We start from the raw sequence: 19,437 nt of genomic DNA, 5'->3' as shown, positions 1-19,437 counted from the left end.
CCGCGGCCGCCAGGCACACCGCACCGGCGGGAATCTCCCGCCCGTTTCACCACCGGGCAGGCGTACCACCGGGCCGCCGGCGTCGAAATACCAGGAGACACGCCAGCCCGGCCAGCCCAGACGGCCGGCCGCCGTCCCGGGCGCCTCAGCCCCCGGGGACGGTGCAGGTGGTCTGAGCCGCGGTCTGCCCGGCGATGTCGGACGGAAGGTCGACCCGCTCCTCGCCCGCAGCGCCGCCCGGCTCCCCCGCGGCCTCGCCGGCGGCACCGTCCGACGGCGACGGCGTCGCGGAGGGATCCGGCGTCGCGGACGCCCCGGGCTGAGCGGCCTCGCCCGTCACCTCGACGCCGTACCCCTGGCTCGCCTCGCCCGTCAGCGTGAGCGGCTTGTTCTCGCGCAGCGCGCTGAAGAGCACGTCGGCCGCAGCGGTCACGGGCAGCACACGACTCGCGCCGTAGTCGTAGGAGTACTCGGTCGGGTACTGCACGAACACGATGTCCTCGTAGGGCACGTCCTTGACGGCCATCGCGATCTGCACCATCAGCGTCGGGTTCGCCAGCGACTGGCTGAGCACGAGTTGCTGCTGCTGCACCTGGTCGACGGCCGTCGTCGCGAGATTCAGGAGCACGCTCGGGTTGGCCAGAACCTGTCCCGACTGCAGCTTGCGCACCATCGACGACATGAACTGCTGCTGGTTCGAGATGCGGCCGAGATCCGACCCGTCGCCGATGCCGTGACGCATCCGGAGGAACTGGAGCGCCTGCGCGCCCTGGAGCGTGTGGTTTCCGGCCGCGAGCGTCAGGCCGGTGTGCGGGTCGCTGACATCGCCGGCGACGCAGACGTCGACGCCCCCGATCGCGTCCGACATATTGATCACGCCCGTCCAGCGGATGGCCGCGGCGAAGTCGATCTCGTCGCCGATGAGCTGCTCGACCGTCGCGGCCGTGCAGGCGAGCCCGCCGTACATGTACGAGGCGTTCAGCATCTGCGCGCTCATCGCCGAGTAGCTGCCGGTGCCGTCCGGGTACGGGCATGACGGAATCGGCACGATCATGTCGCGCGGAAACGAGACGACCGTCACGCGGCGGGGCTCGTCCGAGATGTGCACCAGCATCGTCACGTCGTTGCGCTCGCCGTCGGTGTCGCCGTTCTGGCACGCGCCCGACAGCGCGGCGTTCGCTCCCTCGCACGAATCGGTGCCCACGACGAGCAGGTTCACGCCGCCCTCGATCGCTCCCAGGGAGGGTGGCAGCACGTCGTCGTCGCCGAGCGCGACGGCGTTCGCGTTCAACGAGTTCGCGGCATCCCAGACGTGGAACGCCACGAGCCCGGCCGCGCTCGCCCCGACGACCCCCACGACGACGGCGACCATCGCGAGGAACGAGACGAGCGGATGCCGATCCCGGCCGGTCGCGTGGCGCGCCACCGTCGTGCGGACGCCGCCTGTGCGGACGCGGCGCGTGGCGGAGCGGTCCGCCATCAACCGCCCGCCGAGAGGTTGCCGGCGGAGCAGGTCTGGTCGGCGCCGGACGTGCCGGGGATCGTGTCGGGCAGCGCGACGGCGGTCTCGCTCGGGGCCGGCGTGCCGCTCGGACCCGGGGTCGCCGCGGGGTCGGGCGTCGCAGTGGCAGAGGGCTCGGGCGTCGTCTCAGGCTCTTCGACGGCGATGACGCCGCCGCCGCGGTTCGGGTCGGCGGTGACCGCGATGGGCTTGTTCTCTTCGAGAAGCTGCCACAGCGTGTCGGCCGAGTTCCAGTCGGGCACCACCCGGTTGATGTCGTCGGGGTCGCCGGCGACCGGGTACTGCACGAAGACGATCTCGTCGAGCGGCACGTCCTTCACCGCGAGCGCGATCTGCACCAGCGTCGTGGGGTTGGCCAGCGACTCGCTCGGCGTGATGTTGTCGACGGCGGTCGTGGCGAGCTTGTACAGCGTCGCCGGGTTCGACAGCACCTCTTCGCTGGTCAGCTTGCGGGCGAGGCTCGACATGTACTGCTGCTGGTTGCTGATCCGGGCCAGGTCGCTGCCGTTCTGCAGGCCGTGGCGGGTGCGCAGGAACTGCAGCGCCTCGATGCCCTGCACGTTGCGGTTGCCGGCCGGCCAGTCGATGCCCGTGTAGCGGTCGCGGATGCCGCCGTTGCCGATGCACACGTCGACGCCGCCGATCGCATCGGTGATGTTGATGACGTTCCCGAAGCTCACCTTCGCGGCGAACGGGATGTTCATGCCGCTCAGCTCGGAGATCGTCTTGGTGACGCACGACAGACCGCCGTACGACCAGGCGGTGTTGATCTGCTGTTTGGACATCGCCGAGCTGGTCGAGCCGTCCTCGCCCGTGCACTCCGGGATCGGGATCATGAGGTCGCGCGGGAACGAGATCACCGTCACCCGGCGCGGGTTGTCGGAGATGTGCACCAGCATGTTGACGTCGTTGAGCTGTCCGCCCGCGTCGGCGCCCGTGCACCTGTCGCCGAAGTAGCCGGCGTACTCGGGCTCGCACTCGTCGGTGCCGACGAGCAGCACGTTGACGCCGCCTTCGATGGCGCCGATGTCGGGCGGGACCGGGTCCTGCCCCTCGAGCGCGACCGTATTCGAGGCGACGCTCGACGTCAGGTCGTAGAGGGCGTACGAGGCGACGCCGAGGCCCGAGACGAGGACGACCGCCACGATCACGCCGATGATCTTCATGATCAGCGAGAACGGGTGGGGGGAGCGCAGCTCGCCGTGCCGTGCGACGGTGCGACGGCCGCGCTTGGCGGGCTTGGTCGTCTGGGCCACTCGGTTCCTCTCGGCGGACGGGGTCCCCTCACACCTTGGCGGAGGGTGTGGGATTCGAACCCACGGGACATTGCTGCCCACTGGTTTTCAAGACCAGGTCCATCGGCCGCTCGGACAACCCTCCCGACCGATCCCCCAGCCGGGGCATCCGTCGAACAGGCGTCGAGTCTAGCCGACAGCACTGTCGGCCCATTGTTCCAGCAGCGGCTGAGCAAGCTCTGAAAGGCACTCCGGATGCCGCGGATCCCGGCATCCGCCCCGTCAGAGCTTGCGGAGCACGTCCGCCACGCCGCCGGCCGACACCGACGTGGTGGTCTCGCCCGCGGCATCGCGCACTTCCTGCGGCCCCTGCTCCATCGCGACGGCCCGCCCGCCGTTCTCGAGCGCCCACCGGAACATGCCGACGTCGTTGCGGCCGTCTCCGATGACGAGGACGTCCCCGGGGTCGATGCCGAGCTCGGTGCGCACGCGTTCCAGTCCGGTGCTCTTGTCGACGCCCTGCGGGGCGATGTCGAGCCAGGCCGTCCAGCCGACCGCGTACGACACCTGGTGCAGCCCGATGCGGGCGACGAGGTCCATGAAGTCCTGCTCGCCCTGCTCGGGCGCGACCACGACGATGCGGCACACCGGCTGGGCCGAGAGCTCGTCGAAGTCGACCCGCATCGCCTCGACCAGGTTCCAGTCCTCGAGGTACTCGGTGTAGAGGCGCCTGCCGTCGGGGAGCTCGACGAGGTACCGCGCGTCGGGCAGGTGCTCGCGCAGCAACGTCAGCACCTCGGTCGGGTCGAACGTCTCGACGTGGTCGCGCTCGTAGACGAGCTCGTCGGCGTCGACGCGCTTCAGCACGACCGCGCCGTTCGAGCACACGACGTACTCGGGGGCGATGCCGAGGACGCGCAGGATGCCGCGGGTGCCCTCCCAGCTGCGCCCGGTGGCGATCATGACCTCGTGCCCGGCCCGCTGGGCGTCGGCGACCGCGTCGACCACGCCGGGGCTGAGGGATTCGTCCTCGAGAATGACCGTGCCGTCGATGTCGAGCACGATGAGGAGGCGCTCGGTGGCGACGGACGCGTCGTCGGCGTCGTGGGCGACCCGCTCGACGAGCTCTTCGACCTCACCCTCGGTCTCGACCTCGATCGACCCGGTGGAGGGCAGACGGGAGTCGCTCATGACGCCACCGGCTCGATGACCTCGAGCCCGCCCAGGTACGGGCGCAGCACCTCGGGCACCGTCACCGAGCCGTCCTCGCGCTGGTGGGTCTCGAGGATCGCCACGATCCACCGCGTGGTCGCGAGCGTGCCGTTGAGCGTGGCCACGTGCTCGGTCTTGCCGCTGCCCTTGCCCGGCTCGGCGGGGAGCCGGTGGCGGATGTCGAGCCGACGCGCCTGGTACGTCGTGCAGTTCGAGGTCGACGTCAGCTCGCGGTAGGCGTTCTGCGTCGGCACCCACGCCTCGACGTCGTACTTGCGCGCGGCGCTCGATCCGAGGTCGCCGGCCGCGACGTCGATGACGCGGTAGCTGAGGCCGAGGTCCTGCAGCATGCCCTCCTGCAGCTCGACGAGCCGCAGGTGCTCGGCCTCGGCATCCGCCGGTGTCGTGTAGACGAACATCTCGAGCTTGTTGAACTGGTGCACGCGGATGATGCCGCGGGTGTCTTTGCCGTACGAGCCGGCCTCGCGGCGGTAGCACGTCGACCATCCCGCGTACCGCTTGGCCCCCTTGCCGAGATCGAGGATCTCGTCCATGTGGTACCCGGCCAGCGGCACCTCGCTGGTCCCGACGAGGTAGAGGTCGTCCTCTTCGAGGTGGTACACCTCGGCGGCGTGCTGCCCGAGGAAGCCGGTGCCGCGCATGACCTCGGGTCGCACCAGCGTCGGCGGGATGAGCGGGGTGAAGCCGGCCTGCAGCGCCCGGTCGAGCGCGAGGCTCATCAGCGCGAGCTCGAGGCGTGCGCCGATGCCGGTGAGGAAGTAGAAGCGGCTGCCCGACACCTTCGTGCCGCGCTCCATGTCGATCGCGCCTAGCAGCTCGCCGAGCTCGAGGTGGTCGCGCGGCTCGAAGCCGAACGCGGGCGGCTCGCCGTGCGTGCGCAGGGTGACGAAGTCGTCTTCGCCGCCGGCGGGGACCCCGTCGATGACGATGTTCTCGATCGCGGCGAGGGCGAGGGCGGATGCCTCTTCCGCCGTCGTCACGGCGTGCTGGGCCTGCTTCACCCGCTCGCTGAGCTCCTTCGCCTCGGCGACGAGCGCCGCCTTCTCGTCCTTCGGCGCCTGCGCCACCCTCTTGCCGTGGGCGTTCTGCGCGGCGCGGAGCTCTTCGAAGGCGGTGATGGCGGCACGACGGGCGCGGTCGGCCTCGAGCGCCTCGTCGACGGTGGCGGCGGACTCCCCGCGCGCCTCCTGCGAGCGCTTGACGAGCTCGGGATTCTCGCGGAGAAGGACGGGATCGATCACCCTGCAAGCCTATCCGCCGGGCGGATCGCGACGGCCGGCGCAACCCCCACCCCCGGCGAGGCGCCGCCCCCTAAGGTAAGACGCATGGTTTCGGCACCCGGATCGAACGACGCTCCCGATCGTCCCGACGACGTCGACCCGCCGCATCCGGCCGACAAGATCTACTCCGACGGCCCGTCGACGACCGAGATCGAGATCGCAGATGCGGCCCTCGCCGAGGAAGTCGCGGACTCGGCGGATGGCGCGGGCACGACCGACGACTCGGGCGCGACCGACGAGTCGAGCGCCGACGGCGCGGCGGGCTCCGACGACGGCGGGGGCGAGGCATCCGTCCCCCGTCCCGGCTCCCACGCGGACGCCCCGGAGCCGGCGAAGGCCGCCGAGCCGGACGGCGTGATCCGCGAGCCCGACGACGTCGAACCCGACACCGCCGACGGCGAGGGCGGCGAGGCCCGCCGCGTCGGCACCGAGGGCGAGCAGCGACCGATGACCGGCGGTCAGGAGCGGCCGTCGCCGAAGGCGGCGCTCGTGTACAACCCGATCAAGGTCGACGCGGACGAGCTCCGCGAGACGGTGGAGCGGCTCTCGCGCGAGGCCGGCTGGTCCGACCCGCTGTTCTACGAGACGACCGTCGACGATCTCGGCGACGACGTGACGCGGCAGGCGCTCGAAGAGGGTGTGGATGCCGTGCTCGTCGCCGGAGGCGACGGCACCGTGCGCGCCGTGTCGGAGGCGATGACCGGCAGCGGGGTGCCGCTGACGATCGTGCCGAGCGGCACCGGCAACCTCCTCGCCCGCAACCTGCGCCTGCCGCTCGACGACCCCGACGCGGTCATCCGGGCGACGTTCGACGGCGAGCGGCTCGCGATGGACGTCGGCTGGGCATCGCTCCGCCGCACCGACGGCACGACCGCCGAGCACGCGTTCGTCGTGATGGGCGGGATGGGGCTCGACGCCGCGATGATCGCCAACACCAACCCGCAGCTGAAGAAGAGCGTGGGCTGGGTCGCCTATGTCGACGGGGCCGCCCGGTCCCTGGCATCCGCCAAGCCCTTCCGCGTCATGTACCAGCTCGCGGGCTCGCGGCTGCACTCGGCGCGGGTGCAGAGCGTGCTGTTCGCCAACTGCGGGTCGCTTCCCGCGGGACTCGAGCTGATTCCCGAGGCGTCGGTCGCCGACGGCGCGCTCGACATCGTGATCTTCCAGCCCAAGGGGCCCTTCGGGTGGATCCTGGTGTGGCGCCGCGTGGCGTGGGACAACAGCGTGCTGCGGCGGTTCCGCACCGGACGCCGGGTGCTCGCGCTGCGGACGAAAGACAACGCCGTGCGCTACTCGCGCGGAACCGGCATCGAGATCGCCACCTCCGACGCGCAGCCCGTGCAGCTCGACGGCGACGAGTTCGGTGAGGCCGTGCACGTCCGCACGCGCGTCGACGCCGGGTCGCTCCTCATCACCGTGCCGACCGGGCACGACACGACCGGCCTCTGACAACCCCGACGCCGAAGACGGCCGCACCCCGGGTGGAATGCGGCCGTCTCGACGGGGCGGTCGTCAGCCGACGAGCGCCTCCTGCCATTCGATGAGGTCGGCGATCTTCTCCACCAGAACCTCGTCCTGCAGCCCGTGCGCCTTGCCGAAGGCCTGCTTCAGCGTCGCGATGGCACCGGCGTGGTCTCCCGCATCGGCGGCGGCCTCGGCATCCGTCAGATACTCCGCGACCTGCGCCGACAGCTTCTCGTTGCGGACCGACCCGGTCGAGAGGCCGCCCACGACGCCGTCGACCTCGCCGAAGGTGACGCAGTCGCCGCCACCGGTGACGACGCCCGCCGTCCACTCGATGCCGCCGAGGATGTGCTCGAGGAAGAGCGGGTCGCTCCACGCGGCGTCGACGTGACCGGCGCCCTCGTACCACGAGCGGCCGCCCTCGAAGTTGTGGCACCAGGCCAGCGGGTGGTCGGCGCCCATCGCGCCGTTGCCGGGGTTGTAGGTCGACTCGTCGAGCGTGATCAGCACGTGCACGTCCTCACGCGGGTTCGCGGTGAAGTTGTACCACTCGTCGAACCGTGTCCACTCGGCGGGCAGCATGGTCGTCGACGGGTGTCCCGGGCTCTCGACGCGCATGGTCGCCGTCTGCTGCGCCGGGTGGTTGCGGAACCGCGCGCCGCCGCCGGTGAGCTCGCTGTACCAGGGGACGGTGTGCATGGAGTCGGTCGCGGCGTGCAGGCCCACGTACCCGCCGCCCGAGCGGATGTACCCCTGGAACGCCGCCAGCTCGCTGTCGTTCAGCAGCCGGGGGCGGTTGGGGTCGAGGTTGTTCGTGGCGTCCACGGGCGACGCGAAGATGATCGTCGCGTACTGTCCGAGGCTCTCGGCCGAGGTAAACGGCGTGCTCGTGAGAGTGAGCGCGGGCTGACGGCTGTCCCACACGTCGACGGTGAACCCGTTGTCCTCGCCGAGCTGGATGATGGCGTTGGTGGTGTCGTCGATGTGCGAGTGGCGGAACCCGAGCGTCTGACCGACGACGAGCACCTTGTACTCGTCCTCGGCGTGGGCCGGGACCGCGACGATGCCGGCCGCGAGGCCGACGGCGAGCGCCGCGACTCCCGTGACGGCGCGTGCGAGCTGTTTCTTCATACGGTTTTCTCCCCCTTGAGTGGAACCGGTCGTCGTCGGCGACGGAATATGTTGCTTCAGGCGACATATCGGTGAGGTCCGACCGTACGCGTCTCTCCGACGGAGTGTCAACGCTTTCCCGAGACGGCTCGGCGGGGACTTTCGCCGCTCAGGAAGAACCCTTTGGTTCCCGTCGCCGCACTCTGGTGCCGAACGCGACGGAAGTCCCGGCATTCCCGCCCCCTGGCGATCCGGATGGGCGCATGCGCGGGCCTCCGGCCGCGCTCGGTCATCGACTTGAGGCCGCGCGACGGTCGTCGATGACGCCGTGCCCGCATGAGAACGACCTAATGCGAAAACGTCGAAAATCCAGGAAAACAAGCGCGATCGGCCTTCGCCGCGAGCCGGCATCCGGCGTCTCTCCTTGGTTTCCGACGGGACGTCTGACCCGCGAGCGCGAACTCTCCCGCACAGACGGATCCGACACAAGCCGCCCGACCCCCTGGCGGCACGCGGCAGGATGGGGGCATGCCGAGCACCTCCCTCGTGTGGCTGCGCGACGACCTGCGCCTCGCCGACAACCCCGCGCTGCGCGCCGCCCTCGACCGGGACGACCCCGTCACGGTGCTGTACGTCCTCGACGAGGAGTCTCCGGGCATCCGGCCGCTCGGCGGCGCGGCCCGGTGGTGGCTGCACCATTCGCTGTCCTCGCTCGCCGAGCGGTTGGCCGAGCGCGGCGGCACCCTGGTCCTCCGGCGGGGTCCGGCCACGCGCGAGGTGCGCAAGGCGGTGACGGATGCCTCGGCCACCGCGGTCTTCTGGAACCGCCGCTACGGCGGCCCCGAGCGCGCGATCGACGCCGATCTCAAGGCCTCCCTGCGGGCGGACGGCGTCGAGGCGGCCTCGTTCGCGGCCTCCGTGCTGTTCGAGCCGTGGACGGTGCAGACCGGTACCGGCACCCACTTCTCGGTCTACTCGCCGTTCTGGCGCGCCTGCCTCAACCAGCCGGCACCCCGGCCCCCGCTCCCGGAGCCGCGCGAGATCCCGGGGCCGAGGCATCCGATCGCCTCCGACGACCTGGACGACTGGGGTCTGCTGCCGACGCACCCCGACTGGGCCGGCGGCCTGCGCGAGACGTGGGAGCCGGGCGAGCCGGCGGCCCGGCGGCGCCTGCGCGAGTTCCTCGACGACGACCTCGACGGGTACGGCACGGCGCGCGATCAACCCGCGGCCGGTGCGACGTCGCTGCTGTCGCCGCGGCTGCGCTGGGGCGAGGTCAGCCCGTACACCGTGTGGCACGAGGCGGTCGACTCCGGACGCGCCGGGAAGTTCCTCTCGGAGCTGGGCTGGCGCGAATTCGCCTGGCACACGCTGTTCCACTTCCCCGATCTCGCCACGAAGAACCTGCGGCGCGAGTTCGACGCCTTTCCGTGGCCGCGGCTCAAGCCGTCGCACCTGGAGGCCTGGCAGCGGGGCCGCACCGGCGTCGCGCTCGTCGACGCCGGGATGCGGCAACTGTGGCACACCGGATACATGCACAACCGCGTCCGCATGGTGACGGCGTCGTTCCTCGTCAAGAACCTGCTCATCGACTGGCGGCACGGGGAGGAGTGGTTCTGGGACACTCTCGTCGACGCCGACGGCGCGAACAACGCCTTCAACTGGCAGTGGGTCGCCGGCTCGGGAGCCGACGCCGCCCCGTACTTCCGCGTGTTCAACCCCGAGCTGCAGGCGAAGAAGTTCGACGCCGACGGGCACTATGTGCGCGAGTGGGCTCCCGAGCATCTGACCGAGAACCCACCCGAGCCGATCGTCGATCTGGGCGAGTCCCGCAAGGCCGCGCTCGCCGCCTACGACGTCGTCAAGGGGGCCGCCCGGGCCTGACGTCACCTCGGCCGGCCCGCCGTCCGCGGCACTTCACGGCATCCGCGGCTCTTCGCGACGCAGCGGATGCCGCGAACTGCAGCGCTCGCGATGGCGCGACCCCAGGAGTCAGGTCAGACGGCGGTGACGTGCAGCACGAGCGCGTTGCCCGGCAGCAGCAAAGGCATCGCCAGACCCGCCTCCGCCAGCACCGCCCCGGGCAGTTCGATCCCCGCGCCGGTGGCGCCGGCCGCCCGGGCCGCAGCCGCGTCGGCGAACCACGGCGGCGCGGCGTCCTGGAGCGTGGCGACCGGTGCCCCGAGGTCGACCACGTCGACCCGATAGCGTCGCTCCGGGTCGAGCCCGACCAGGCGCAGCGGCGCCGGCAGCGCGGCCGCGGTGTCGTCGACCACCGCGTAGGAGAAGAGCGCTTCGCCGCCGTCTGGCGCGACCACCCCGTGGATCGTCAGGGCGTCGTCGGCGGCATCCGCTCGCACCACCCGCCCGGAGTGCAGCAGGTCGCGGTGACGTCGGTAGACCGCGCCCCAGGCGCGCACGGCCTCGAGGTCGGCGGGGGCGAGCCGCGTCAGGTCGGACTCGACCCCGGCGTGCCCGAACAGGGCCGTCGCGAGCCGGAAGCTGAGCTGCGCGACGCGGCCGGTGGTGTGGGCGCGGGCGTCGCCGACGTGCGAGCCGAGGTACTCCGGCGGCACGAGCACGCCCGTCCACCGCTGGATGCGCTGGCGCGTCAGCGGGTCGTTCGTGTCACTCGGCCACACGCGGTCGACACGGCGCAGGATGCCCAGGTCGATGCGCGCGCCGCCCGACGCGCACGACTCGATCTCGACATCGGGATGCGCTGCGCGCACCCGGTCGAGCAGCCGATACAGGCCGCGGGTCTGCGCGCCCGTGTCGTCGACGAGCAGATCCCGGTTGTGGTCCCACTTCAGGTACGCGATGGGGTACTCGCTCAGCAGCGCATCGATCCGCTCGAAGAGGTGCTGCTCGACCTCGGCCAGCGACAGGTCGAGCACGTGCTGCCAGCGCCAGGTCACCGAGTCCGGTTCGCTGAGGAGCCATTCCGGATGCTGCCGCGCGAGGTCGGAGTCGAGACTGACCATCTCGGGCTCGACCCACAGCCCGAACTCCATGCCCCGGGCCTGCACGCGCTCGATGAGCGGTGCGAGCCCGTCGGGCCACCGGACCGGGTCGACCGTCCAGTCGCCGAGCGCCCGCCGATCGTCGGTGCGCCCGAGGAACCAGCCGTCGTCGAGCACGAATCGTTCGACACCGGCCTCGGCCGCCCGTTCGATGAGCGGTTCGAGGCGCGCGAGCGAGTGGTCGAAGTACACCGCCTCCCACGTGTTGAGCGACAGCGGCCGCGGGCGGTCGATCGTCGACCAGGAGCGCACCCAGGGGTGCAGGCGGTCCGACAGCCCGTCGATGCCGGCCGCCGACCAGGTCGCGACGACGGCGGGCGACTCGTACGAGGCGCCGGGCTCGAGCGTCAGGGTGGTGAACCGCTCCCCCGCGGCGAGCAGCGCCGTGCCGAGGTCGGTCCGCTCGAACCGCACGCGCTTGTCGCCGCTCCACGCGACATGCACCGCCCACACCTCGCCCGAGCCGAAGTCGAAGCCCGGAGTGCCGGCGATCGTGAGGAAGGGGTCGTCGTGCCCGCCCCGGCCGTGGCGGGTCTCGCGCAGCCACGCCCCCTGACCGGACGTCACGCGCTGGGGGCGCCTCTCGCCGGCCCACCGGCCCGAGAAGTCCAGCAGTTCGCGTGCGCGGTCGGGGACGGGCAGCGCCACGTCGGCCGCGGTCAGCACGATCGGCGCGGCCCCCTCGTTGCGGACGACGTGCGAGACCACGAGCACGCCCTGCTCGGTCAGTTCGAGCCGGGTCGTGATCGAGGCATCCGCCCACGCACTGACGGTCAGCACGACGTCGCCGTCGCGGGTGGTGGACAGCCGCCGGGGGGTGCCGCGTGCGCCGATGAGCGAGAGGGCCGGATGCCCCGACCAGCCGTCGGCGAGGACGGGAAGGAGCGACACCCGCAGCGGGATGTCGATGGAGCTGGCGGGGACCGCGGGAACCGCGGCGTCGGCGAGAGCGAGGAGGTCTGATTCGGCGAGCGCGCCCAGGTCTCGTCCCCAGTGGACGACCGCGGGCACGCCCGCGCCGCGGGAGTCGAGCACCAGGCTGACTCCCGCGGCACGGAGGTGATGGATCACTCGGGGAGACTACTCCGCGACCGGGATCGACTGCGCCTCGAGGGCGGCGATCGTCGACTCCTGCGCCGAGGCGAGGGCGTCGGCGAGCGTGCCCGAACCCGACACGGCCGCCTTGAAGCCGTCCGAGACGTCGGCGTACGTCTGGGTCATCGTCGGGCCCCACACGAAGTCGGGGTTGACCTCGCCCGCAGCCTCGGCGAACACCTCGTAGATCGCCTGGTCACCGTAGAACTCCACGCCTTCCTGCAGCGCCGGGAGCTGCAGACCCGCCGTCGTGGCCGGGTAGATGGCGGCCGTCTCGTTGAGCGAGGTCAGCGCCTCCTCCGAGGTGTTGAGCCACAGCGCGAACTTGGCGGCCTCGTAGAGGTGGTCGGTGCCCTTGAAGACGGCGATGGACGAGCCACCCCAGTTGCCCGCGGCGGCTTCACCCGCCTCCCACTGCGGACCCTGCGCGACGCGCCAGTTGCCCGCCGTGTCGGGAGCGCCGCTCGCGATGGAGTTCGCACCCCACACGGCCGAGTTCCACGTCCACACCTCACCGGAGTTGTAGGCGTTGTTCCACTCGTCGGTCCACGCCGGGTAGGTCGACACGAGGTCGTTCTCGATGAGGTCCTGCCAGTAGTCGGCGACCTTGGTCGAGGTCTCGTCGGTCAGCTCGACCGTCCACGCCTCGCCGTCGTTGGCGAACCACTGCCCGCCCGCCTGCCACACGAAGCCGGCGAACTGGTTGATGTCGGTCTGCGAGAAGTTGGTGATGTAGCCACCGAGCTCGCGGATCTGGACCGCAGCCTCGCGGTACTCGTCCCAGGTGGTGGGGACCTCGATGCCGTTCTGCTCGAACAGGTCGCTGCGGTAGAACAGCGCCATCGGGCCGGAGTCCTGCGGGATGCCGTAGACCTCGTCCTCGGTGCCCAGGGTCACCTGACCCCACGTCCAGTCGACGAACTGGTCGCCGGCGGCCACGACGTCCTCGCACGCGGCGAGGTTCTCGAGGCCGTCCTGCACGCGGAAGTTCGGCAGGGCGTCGTACTCGATCTGGCCCAGGTCGGGGGCGTTGCCGGCCTCGAGCTGGTTGAAGAAGTTCTGGTACGTGCCGGCGTTGCCGGAGGGTCCGGTCTGCACCTCGACCTGGATGTCGGGGTTGGCCTCGTTCCAGATGTCCACGGCGTCCTCGATGCCGGGGATCCACGACGTGAACGTGAGGGTGACGTCTTCGCCGGCCGGCTCACAGGCTCCGGCATCCGTGCCCCCGCCGGAGTCTCCGCCCGAGGCGGAGCAACCCGCCACGACCAGGGCTCCCGCAGTGAGCAGGGCGACACCGACCGCTCGTTTCATGTGCTGCATGATTCCTTCTCTCGGTTGATCCGCTGACGGTGCCAGCGGGGTGGTTCTCACTTCAGGGCGCCGGTGCCCAGGCCCGTGCGCCAGTACCTCTGAAGCAAGAGGAATGTGATGATCAGCGGCACGATCGACAGCAGCGACCCGACGAGCACGAAGGTGCGCAGCTCGGGGAACTGGTTGATCGTGGAGTTCCAGGCGTAGAGCCCGTAGGTGACCGGGAACAGCTCCTCGCTGCGCAGCATGATCAGCGGCAGGAAGAAGTTGTTCCAGATGGAGACGAACTGGAACAGGAACACCGTGACCAGCGCCGGGAACATCAGGCGGATCGACACGGTGAAGAAGGTCCGCACCTCGCCCGCGCCGTCGAGCCGGCTCGCCTCGAGCAGTTCATCGGGGACGGATGCCTCGGCGAACACCCGCGACAGGTAGACGCCGAACGGGCTGACGATGCTCGGGAGGAGGACCGCCCAGAACGTGTTCGTGAGCTGGATCTGGCTGAACAGCAGGAAGAGCGGGAGCGCGAGAGCGGTAGCCGGGACGAGCACGCCGCCCAGCACGGTGTTGAACAGCGCCTCGCGCCCCGGGAACCGGTACTTCGCCAAGGCGTATCCGCACATCGCGGCGATGATCGTGGCCACGACGCCGCCGAAGCCGGCGTAGACGACGCTGTTCAGAAGCCACCGCAGGTAGACGCCGTCGCGGTACGTGAAGAGCCCGGCGATGTTCTGGAACAGCTGGGGATCGGCGAACCACAGCGGGTTCGTCGTGAACAGCTGCCCGCGGCTCTTCGTCGAGGCGACCAGCAGCCACCACAGCGGGATGAGGAAGTAGAGCGTGAACACGCCCATGACGACCATGGCGGCGGTGCGCGAGAAGATGCTCTCGCGCGGGCCGGCCGAGACGTTCCTGCCGCCCCGGCGACCGGTCGTGATGACCCGGGTGTCGGTGGTCCGCGTCGCGTAGTCGGTCATGATGCGGCTCCTCGCCGGCTCAGTCGCAGGAAGGTGAACGACAGGATGAAGGTCGCCAACGCCAGCACCACCGAGAAGGCGGCGGCGAGCGAGACGTTGGGGATGGCGCTCGTGGCGTAGATCGTCATGTTCGGCGTGTAGGTGCTGGTGACCGCCGAGCTGAACGACCGGAAGGTCTGCGGCTCGGCGAGGAGCTGCAGCGTTCCGATGATCGAGAGCACCCCGGTGAGCACGAGCGCCGGCCGCACGAGCGGGATCTTGATCGACCACGCGATGCGCGCCTGCCCGGCGCCGTCGATCCGCGCCGCCTCGTACACCTCCTGCGGGATCGCCAGCAGCGTGGAGTAGATGATCAGCATGTTGTAGCCGACGAACACCCACGTGACGACGTTCGCGATCGACCAGAGCACCAGGTCGGCCGACAGCAGGTCGACGTTCGAGGTCAGCGCCTCGAAGGGCGACAGGTTCGGCGAGTACAGGAAGCCCCACATGATGGCGGCGATCACGCCCGGCACCGCGTACGGGACGAAGAACGCCAGGCGGAAGAACTTCTTGCCCCGAAGCAGCGGCGAGTCGAGCAGCAGCGCGAAGAGCAGGGCGAGGCCCAGCATGACGGGCACCTGCACGACGCCGAACAGCAGCACCCGGCCCACGGAGGTCCAGAACGCCGTGTTCTGGAAGACGAGGAGATACTGCTGGAAACCGCCGAAGACCTCGCGGGCCTCGCCGAACGTGCCCTCGCGCTCGACGACGAGCAGCGACTGCCAGACCGCGTACGCGATCGGGATCAGATAGAAGAGCACGAAGAGCACGACGAAGGGCACGGTGAAGGCGAGGATCGCGCCCTTGTGCGGTACCCGTCGGCGGCGCGGCCTCGGCACCGGCGGCGATGCGGCGGCTGTTGCGGTTGCGGACATCAGGCGTCCTCTCTCTCGCGGACGATCCGGACGGCGCCGGCCGGAACGTCGAGGGTGTCGGTGACACGGGTTCCGCCGACCAGCTCCACGCCGCGGGTGTCGACCGAGATCGGGGCGTCGGTGTGGTTGACGACGAAGAGGAAGCTCTCGTCGGCGTTCCGGCGCCGGACCAGCTCGATCGGGCCGTTCGCGCCGCGCACCTCGGCCGGCGGGCGGACGCCGGCCGATGCGGCGGCCTCGGCGATCAGCGCCTGGAATGCCCCGGGCTCGAGGTGCGTCGCGACGTACCAGACCGTCCCCTCGCCGTGCGCGTTGCGGGTGGTCGCGGCGGAGCCGGCGGACGGGCCGTCCTCGAACGCGGCCACGACGTGCGCGGTGGTCGCACGCACCCGCTCCGACCAGAGCGACCCGCGCGAGCCGTCCGAGAGCGCGAGCGACTCGCCCGGCGCGACCGGCGCGAACTCCTCGATGTGCACGCCGAGCGCGCCGCGCAGCGGGCCGCCGTAGCCCCCGGTCCAGACCCGGTCGTCCTGGTCGACGATGCCGCTGAAGAAGGTCACGACGGCGGTGCCGCCGGCCTCGACCCAGTCCACGATCGTCTTCGCCTCGGCCTCGCGGATGAGGTGGAGTCCCGGGACGACGACGAGGCGGTAGGCCGAGAGGTCGGCGCCGGGGGCGACGATGTCGACGGTGATGCGCTGGTCGTGCAGCGACCGGTACGCGGCGTGCACCTGGTCGAGGTACCCGAGGTGCTGGCTGGGGCGGGACTCGGAGTCGGCCGCCCACCAGGACTCCCACGAGAAGACGAGCGCGGCATCCGCCACCACACGCGACCCGACCACCTCGTCGAGCTGACGGAGCGTGCGGCCCAGGTCGACGACTTCGCGCCACACGTTCGAGTCGGTGCCGGCGTGCGGGAGCATCGCCGAGTGGAACTTCTCGGCGCCCTGCACCGAGGCCCGCCACTGGAAGAAGCACACCGCGTCCGCGCCGCGGGCGACGTGGGTGAGCGAGTTGCGGACGATCTGGCCGGGCTCCTTCGCCCGGTTGAGCGGCTGCCAGTTGACCGCCCCCGTCGAGTGCTCCATCAGCATCCACGGTGCGCCCTGCCCGAGGCCGCGCGACAGGTCGGCGGCGAACGCCAGCTCGGCGCCCGGGTCGCCCAGGCGGTGGTCGAGGTAGTGGTCGTTGGCGATGACGTCCATGTCGGCGGCCCACGACCAGTAGTCCATGTTCTCGATGTGGGCGGTCACCATGAAGTTGGTCGTCACGGGCTTGGTGCTGCGCGCGCGGATGACCTCGGCCTCGGCGCGATACTGCTCGAGCACCTCGTCGGAGCTGAAGCGGTGGAAGTCGAGCCGCTGCGCCGGGTTCCGCGCCGACAGCGCCGCCAGCGGAGGCAGGATCTCGTCCCACTCGGTGTAGGTCTGGCTCCAGAAGGCGGTGCCCCAGGCGGTGTTCAGCGCGTCGATCGTGTCGTACCGGCGCTCCAGCCACCGGCGGAACGCCGCCGCGCTCTGGTCGCAGTAGCACAGCGCGTTGTGGCATCCGAGCTCGTTCGACACGTGCCAGATCTCCACCGCGGGGTGCTGGTCGTAGCGCGCCACGACGGCTTCGACCAGGCGCAGCGACGCCGCGCGGAACTCCGGTGAGCTCGGGCAGTACGCCTGCCGGCCCCCGGGGAATCGCCGCGTGCCGTCTTCGGCCACGGGGAGCATTTCCGGATGCTGTCGCGTCAGCCACGCCGGCGGCGTCGCGGTGCCGGTGCCCAGGTTGACCCGGATCCCCGCCGCGTGAAGACGCTCGATGATGTCGTCGAGCTTCGCGAAGTCGAACCGTCCCTCGCGGGGTTCGATGTGCGACCACCCGAAGATGTTGACCGCGACCAGGTCGACGCCGGCTTCGACCATCAGCCGGACGTCTTCGTCCCACACCTCGGCAGGCCACTGCTCGGGGTTGTAGTCGCACCCGAATGCGATGCCGTCGTGGGCGAAGGTGGGGCGGTCGATCATCTGCTCCTCGGTCCGTGAACGTGCACACCCCAGACCGAGATGTACTCAGCGCTGAGTTCTGTGAACGTGTACAGCGTCCCACCGCGGGATTTCTTTGTCAACATGCTTCTTGCGAGGTGTTCTCGTGCACATACCATGTGCATGTGGAGACGATGACCGACCGCAGACGTCGAGCGACGGTGAAAGACGTGGCCCGCGAGGCCGGTGTCTCCCGAGGGACGGTGAGCCGGGTCCTCAACGGCCAGCCCTACGTCTCCGCCGAGGCGCGGTCGGCGATCGAAGCCGCCATCGCGAAGGTCGGGTTCATCCCGAACCGCGCCGCCCGCAGCCTCGTGATGCAGAGCTCGCAGGCGGTCGGCCTGATCGTCCACGAGCCGCACTCGCTCTTCGTCGAAGACCCGAACATCGCCTCGATCCTGCTCGGCGCGAACGCGGCCCTCTCCGAGGCCGACTACCAGCTCTCGTGCCTGATCGCCGACACGCCCCGCGACGTCGAGCGTCTGGCCCGGTATCTCAGCGGCGGTCTCATCGACGGAGTGATCGTCGTGTCGGCGCGCGTCGGCGACCGCATCACGGCGGCCGTCGCCGAACTGGGGCTTCCCGCCGCCTTCGTCGGCCATCCCCGCGACATCGGCTCCGCCGGGTACGTCGCCATCGACAACCGGGGCGCGGCCCGGGCGATCACCGGTCGGCTCCTCCAGACCGGACGGCGGCGCGTCGGCATGATCGCGGCGGCCCTCGACCGCGACTCCGGGGCCGACCGTCTCGCGGGCTTCGTCGACGCGATGGGGTCCAAGCTCGATCCGCAGCTGATCCAGAGCGTGCCGTTCTACTCGTTCTCGCACGGCAAGGCGGGCATGCAGGAGCTGCTCGAGCGCGCGCCCGACCTGGACGGGGTGTTCGCCTCGAGCGACGCGGTGGCCGCGGGCGCGATGGAGGCGCTCCGCGAAGCCGGACGCTCGGTGCCGGGCGACGTCGGCATCGTCGGCTTCGACGACAGCTCCTGGGCGCTGCGGTGCGACCCGCCGCTGTCGACCGTGCACCAGCCGGCGGATCAGCTCGGGCGCGCGGCGGCCGAGTCGGTGCTGGCGCAGCTGCGCGGAGAGCCGATCTCGTCGCCGGTGCTGCTGGAGTGCCCGGTGGTGTGGCGCGAGTCCGCCTGACGAGAGGGGCGGATGCCGCGGCATCCGCCCCTCTCGTCTCCGTTCACGGGGCCGGGGTCAGCGGAACGCTCCCCGCGCTGCAGTATGAGCCGGCGTTGTGCACGCCGTGGATCACCTTGAGCTCCTCCTGCGTGTCACCGGAGGTCGCGGGCGCGTAGCGCTCGGAGACCGTCCAGTCGAACCCGTGCTCGCCGGGGTGCTGGTCGCCCCACTCGCGCAGGGCCAGCGGGATGAGCCGCAGCCGTCGCTCGATCCATTCGGCGTCCCACGGGCCCTCGGCCTCGATCTGCTCGGCGGCGCGGAACTCGAGGTACACGGTGCGGCGCAGCGGATTGTCGAGCGTGGGCTCCGACCCGTGGACGACCATGACGTCGTGCACCAGGACGTCGCCGGGCTCCATCTCGACCTGGATGACGCCGGGAGCGTCCCACCCGTACTCGTCACGCAGCTGGCAGATCTCGACCGGGCCGCGCTGGGATCCCGGCGCGACCCGCAGGGCGCCCGCGCCCTTGCGGGACGCGTCGAGGTACACGTCGATGTTGAAGATCCGGTGGGTGCGCGGGTGCACGGCGTCCTGGTGCCATTCGATCGCGGCTCCGTCGCCCGCGGCCTTGAAGACGAGCGATTCGTACGTCGGGACGAAGTTCGGACCGGCGAGGCTCCGGGCGATTTCGAGCACCTCGGGGCTGCCGAGCAGTTCGAGCGAGGCTCGCTCGTGCTTGGCGTGCAGGTAGTTGACGCGGAAGAGCAACGGCCCGTCGGGGCGTGTGGCGAAGTTGTAGTCCGGGTCGTCGCCGGCGGTCGCGCTCTGCTCGTGCCCGTCGGCGATCCACCGCTCGGACGCGGTCTGCAGGCGCGACAGCAGGTCGGCGGGGATGCGATTCCGCAGCACGAGGTATCCGTCGCGGTCGAACTGCTCGACCTGCTCGGCGGTGAGCGCCAGGGGGCTGGAGGTCGCGATGAGGGGTGACGTGGTTGACATGGGGTCCCTTTCCACGCTCTACGCTAGGGAGGGATTTCCTGGTGAAGTTGCGCGTTCCGAGGGGGTGAGTACGAATTTCCACTATTCTGACCGGATCCTTCGGGTGGCGATGC

The 19,437-nt window shown here is 70.7% G+C and carries 14 protein-coding genes and 1 tRNA gene; 3 read left to right on the top strand and 12 right to left on the bottom strand.

The genetic code is table 11. The features are described 5' to 3' along the window. Positions 1-145 precede the first annotated feature (145 nt). The 5 genes from ACFUTX_RS11880 to serS form a co-directional block, all read right to left on the bottom strand. Positions 146-1,480 (bottom strand): LCP family protein, encoded by a 1,335-nt coding sequence (locus ACFUTX_RS11880; protein WP_378864570.1) that lies wholly within the window; start codon positions 1,478-1,480, stop codon positions 146-148. Next, a complete protein-coding gene (locus ACFUTX_RS11875) occupies positions 1,480-2,778 on the bottom strand; it encodes an LCP family protein (protein WP_378864567.1) in 1,299 nt (432 codons plus the stop codon). The genes ACFUTX_RS11880 and ACFUTX_RS11875 overlap by 1 nt, the downstream gene beginning before the upstream one ends. A gap of 36 nt (positions 2,779-2,814) precedes the next feature. After that, positions 2,815-2,902 (bottom strand) — tRNA-Ser (locus ACFUTX_RS11870). Between the two features lie 137 nt (positions 2,903-3,039). After that, the gene (locus ACFUTX_RS11865; protein WP_378864564.1) at positions 3,040-3,948 is read right to left on the bottom strand and encodes an HAD family hydrolase; all 909 of its coding nucleotides are present in this window, start codon (positions 3,946-3,948) and stop codon (positions 3,040-3,042) included. Then, a complete protein-coding gene (gene serS / locus ACFUTX_RS11860) occupies positions 3,945-5,231 on the bottom strand; it encodes a serine--tRNA ligase (protein ID WP_378864561.1) in 1,287 nt (428 codons plus the stop codon). Before serS ends, ACFUTX_RS11865 begins: the two co-directional genes overlap by 4 nt. Positions 5,232-5,315: 84 nt before the next feature. On the opposite strand from serS, the gene ACFUTX_RS11855 reads away from it, so the two are divergent. After that, positions 5,316-6,719 (top strand): diacylglycerol/lipid kinase family protein, encoded by a 1,404-nt coding sequence (locus ACFUTX_RS11855; RefSeq protein WP_378864558.1) that lies wholly within the window; start codon positions 5,316-5,318, stop codon positions 6,717-6,719. A 63-nt stretch (positions 6,720-6,782) separates the two neighbouring features. Here ACFUTX_RS11855 and ACFUTX_RS11850 read toward each other — a convergent pair whose 3' ends face one another. After that, entirely contained in the window at positions 6,783-7,865 is a 1,083-nt protein-coding gene (locus ACFUTX_RS11850) for a ThuA domain-containing protein (protein ID WP_378864555.1), read from the bottom strand. A 507-nt stretch (positions 7,866-8,372) separates the two neighbouring features. Between ACFUTX_RS11850 and ACFUTX_RS11845 the strand changes: the two genes are divergently transcribed. Continuing rightward, the gene (locus ACFUTX_RS11845) at positions 8,373-9,728 is read left to right on the top strand and encodes a cryptochrome/photolyase family protein (RefSeq protein ID WP_378864552.1); all 1,356 of its coding nucleotides are present in this window, start codon (positions 8,373-8,375) and stop codon (positions 9,726-9,728) included. A 113-nt stretch (positions 9,729-9,841) separates the two neighbouring features. Here ACFUTX_RS11845 and ACFUTX_RS11840 read toward each other — a convergent pair whose 3' ends face one another. From ACFUTX_RS11840 to ACFUTX_RS11820, 5 genes are read right to left on the bottom strand one after another with little or no spacing between them, the layout of a single operon-like run. Beyond that, on the bottom strand, positions 9,842-11,938 hold the full coding sequence (locus tag ACFUTX_RS11840) for an alpha-galactosidase (RefSeq protein WP_378864550.1): 2,097 nt from the start codon (positions 11,936-11,938) through the stop codon (positions 9,842-9,844). Positions 11,939-11,947: 9 nt separating this feature from the next. Next, entirely contained in the window at positions 11,948-13,282 is a 1,335-nt protein-coding gene (locus ACFUTX_RS11835) for an ABC transporter substrate-binding protein (protein ID WP_378864547.1), read from the bottom strand. Positions 13,283-13,329: 47 nt separating this feature from the next. Next, positions 13,330-14,250, bottom strand: a complete 921-nt coding sequence (locus ACFUTX_RS11830) for a carbohydrate ABC transporter permease (protein WP_378864544.1) — start codon at positions 14,248-14,250, stop codon at positions 13,330-13,332. Further along, positions 14,247-15,167, bottom strand: a complete 921-nt coding sequence (locus ACFUTX_RS11825) for a carbohydrate ABC transporter permease (RefSeq protein WP_378864541.1) — start codon at positions 15,165-15,167, stop codon at positions 14,247-14,249. Before ACFUTX_RS11825 ends, ACFUTX_RS11830 begins: the two co-directional genes overlap by 4 nt. After that, positions 15,167-17,179, bottom strand: a complete 2,013-nt coding sequence (locus ACFUTX_RS11820) for a beta-galactosidase (RefSeq protein WP_378864539.1) — start codon at positions 17,177-17,179, stop codon at positions 15,167-15,169. Before ACFUTX_RS11820 ends, ACFUTX_RS11825 begins: the two co-directional genes overlap by 1 nt. Before the next feature lie 152 nt (positions 17,180-17,331). Between ACFUTX_RS11820 and ACFUTX_RS11815 the strand changes: the two genes are divergently transcribed. Further along, positions 17,332-18,342, top strand: coding sequence for a LacI family DNA-binding transcriptional regulator (locus tag ACFUTX_RS11815; protein ID WP_378864682.1), 1,011 nt, complete (start codon positions 17,332-17,334; stop codon positions 18,340-18,342). 43 nt (positions 18,343-18,385) lie between these two features. On the opposite strand, the gene ACFUTX_RS11810 is transcribed toward ACFUTX_RS11815, so the two are convergent. Beyond that, positions 18,386-19,324: a phytanoyl-CoA dioxygenase family protein gene (locus ACFUTX_RS11810; protein WP_378864536.1), complete on the bottom strand. Its 939-nt coding sequence runs from the start codon at positions 19,322-19,324 to the stop codon at positions 18,386-18,388. Positions 19,325-19,437 lie beyond the last annotated feature (113 nt).

It is taken from the genome of Microbacterium sp. NPDC057407 (assembly GCF_042803895.1).
In the GTDB taxonomy this organism is placed as follows: domain Bacteria; phylum Actinomycetota; class Actinomycetes; order Actinomycetales; family Microbacteriaceae; genus Microbacterium.
This window is presented reverse-complemented; position numbering and strand designations above follow the sequence as displayed.

Bases quoted from the DNA above. Each gene is read 5' to 3' on its own strand.
- ACFUTX_RS11815 (WP_378864682.1), top strand. From the start codon at position 17,332: ATGACCGACCGCAGACGTCGAGCGACGGTGAAAGACGTGGCCCGCGAG.
- ACFUTX_RS11820 (WP_378864539.1), bottom strand. From the start codon at position 17,179: ATGATCGACCGCCCCACCTTCGCCCACGACGGCATCGCATTCGGGTGC.
- ACFUTX_RS11880 (WP_378864570.1), bottom strand. From the start codon at position 1,480: ATGGCGGACCGCTCCGCCACGCGCCGCGTCCGCACAGGCGGCGTCCGC.
- ACFUTX_RS11845 (WP_378864552.1), top strand. From the start codon at position 8,373: ATGCCGAGCACCTCCCTCGTGTGGCTGCGCGACGACCTGCGCCTCGCC.
- ACFUTX_RS11825 (WP_378864541.1), bottom strand. From the start codon at position 15,167: ATGTCCGCAACCGCAACAGCCGCCGCATCGCCGCCGGTGCCGAGGCCG.
- ACFUTX_RS11835 (WP_378864547.1), bottom strand. From the start codon at position 13,282: ATGCAGCACATGAAACGAGCGGTCGGTGTCGCCCTGCTCACTGCGGGA.
- ACFUTX_RS11865 (WP_378864564.1), bottom strand. From the start codon at position 3,948: ATGAGCGACTCCCGTCTGCCCTCCACCGGGTCGATCGAGGTCGAGACC.
- ACFUTX_RS11830 (WP_378864544.1), bottom strand. From the start codon at position 14,250: ATGACCGACTACGCGACGCGGACCACCGACACCCGGGTCATCACGACC.
- ACFUTX_RS11850 (WP_378864555.1), bottom strand. From the start codon at position 7,865: ATGAAGAAACAGCTCGCACGCGCCGTCACGGGAGTCGCGGCGCTCGCC.
- ACFUTX_RS11855 (WP_378864558.1), top strand. From the start codon at position 5,316: ATGGTTTCGGCACCCGGATCGAACGACGCTCCCGATCGTCCCGACGAC.
- ACFUTX_RS11810 (WP_378864536.1), bottom strand. From the start codon at position 19,324: ATGTCAACCACGTCACCCCTCATCGCGACCTCCAGCCCCCTGGCGCTC.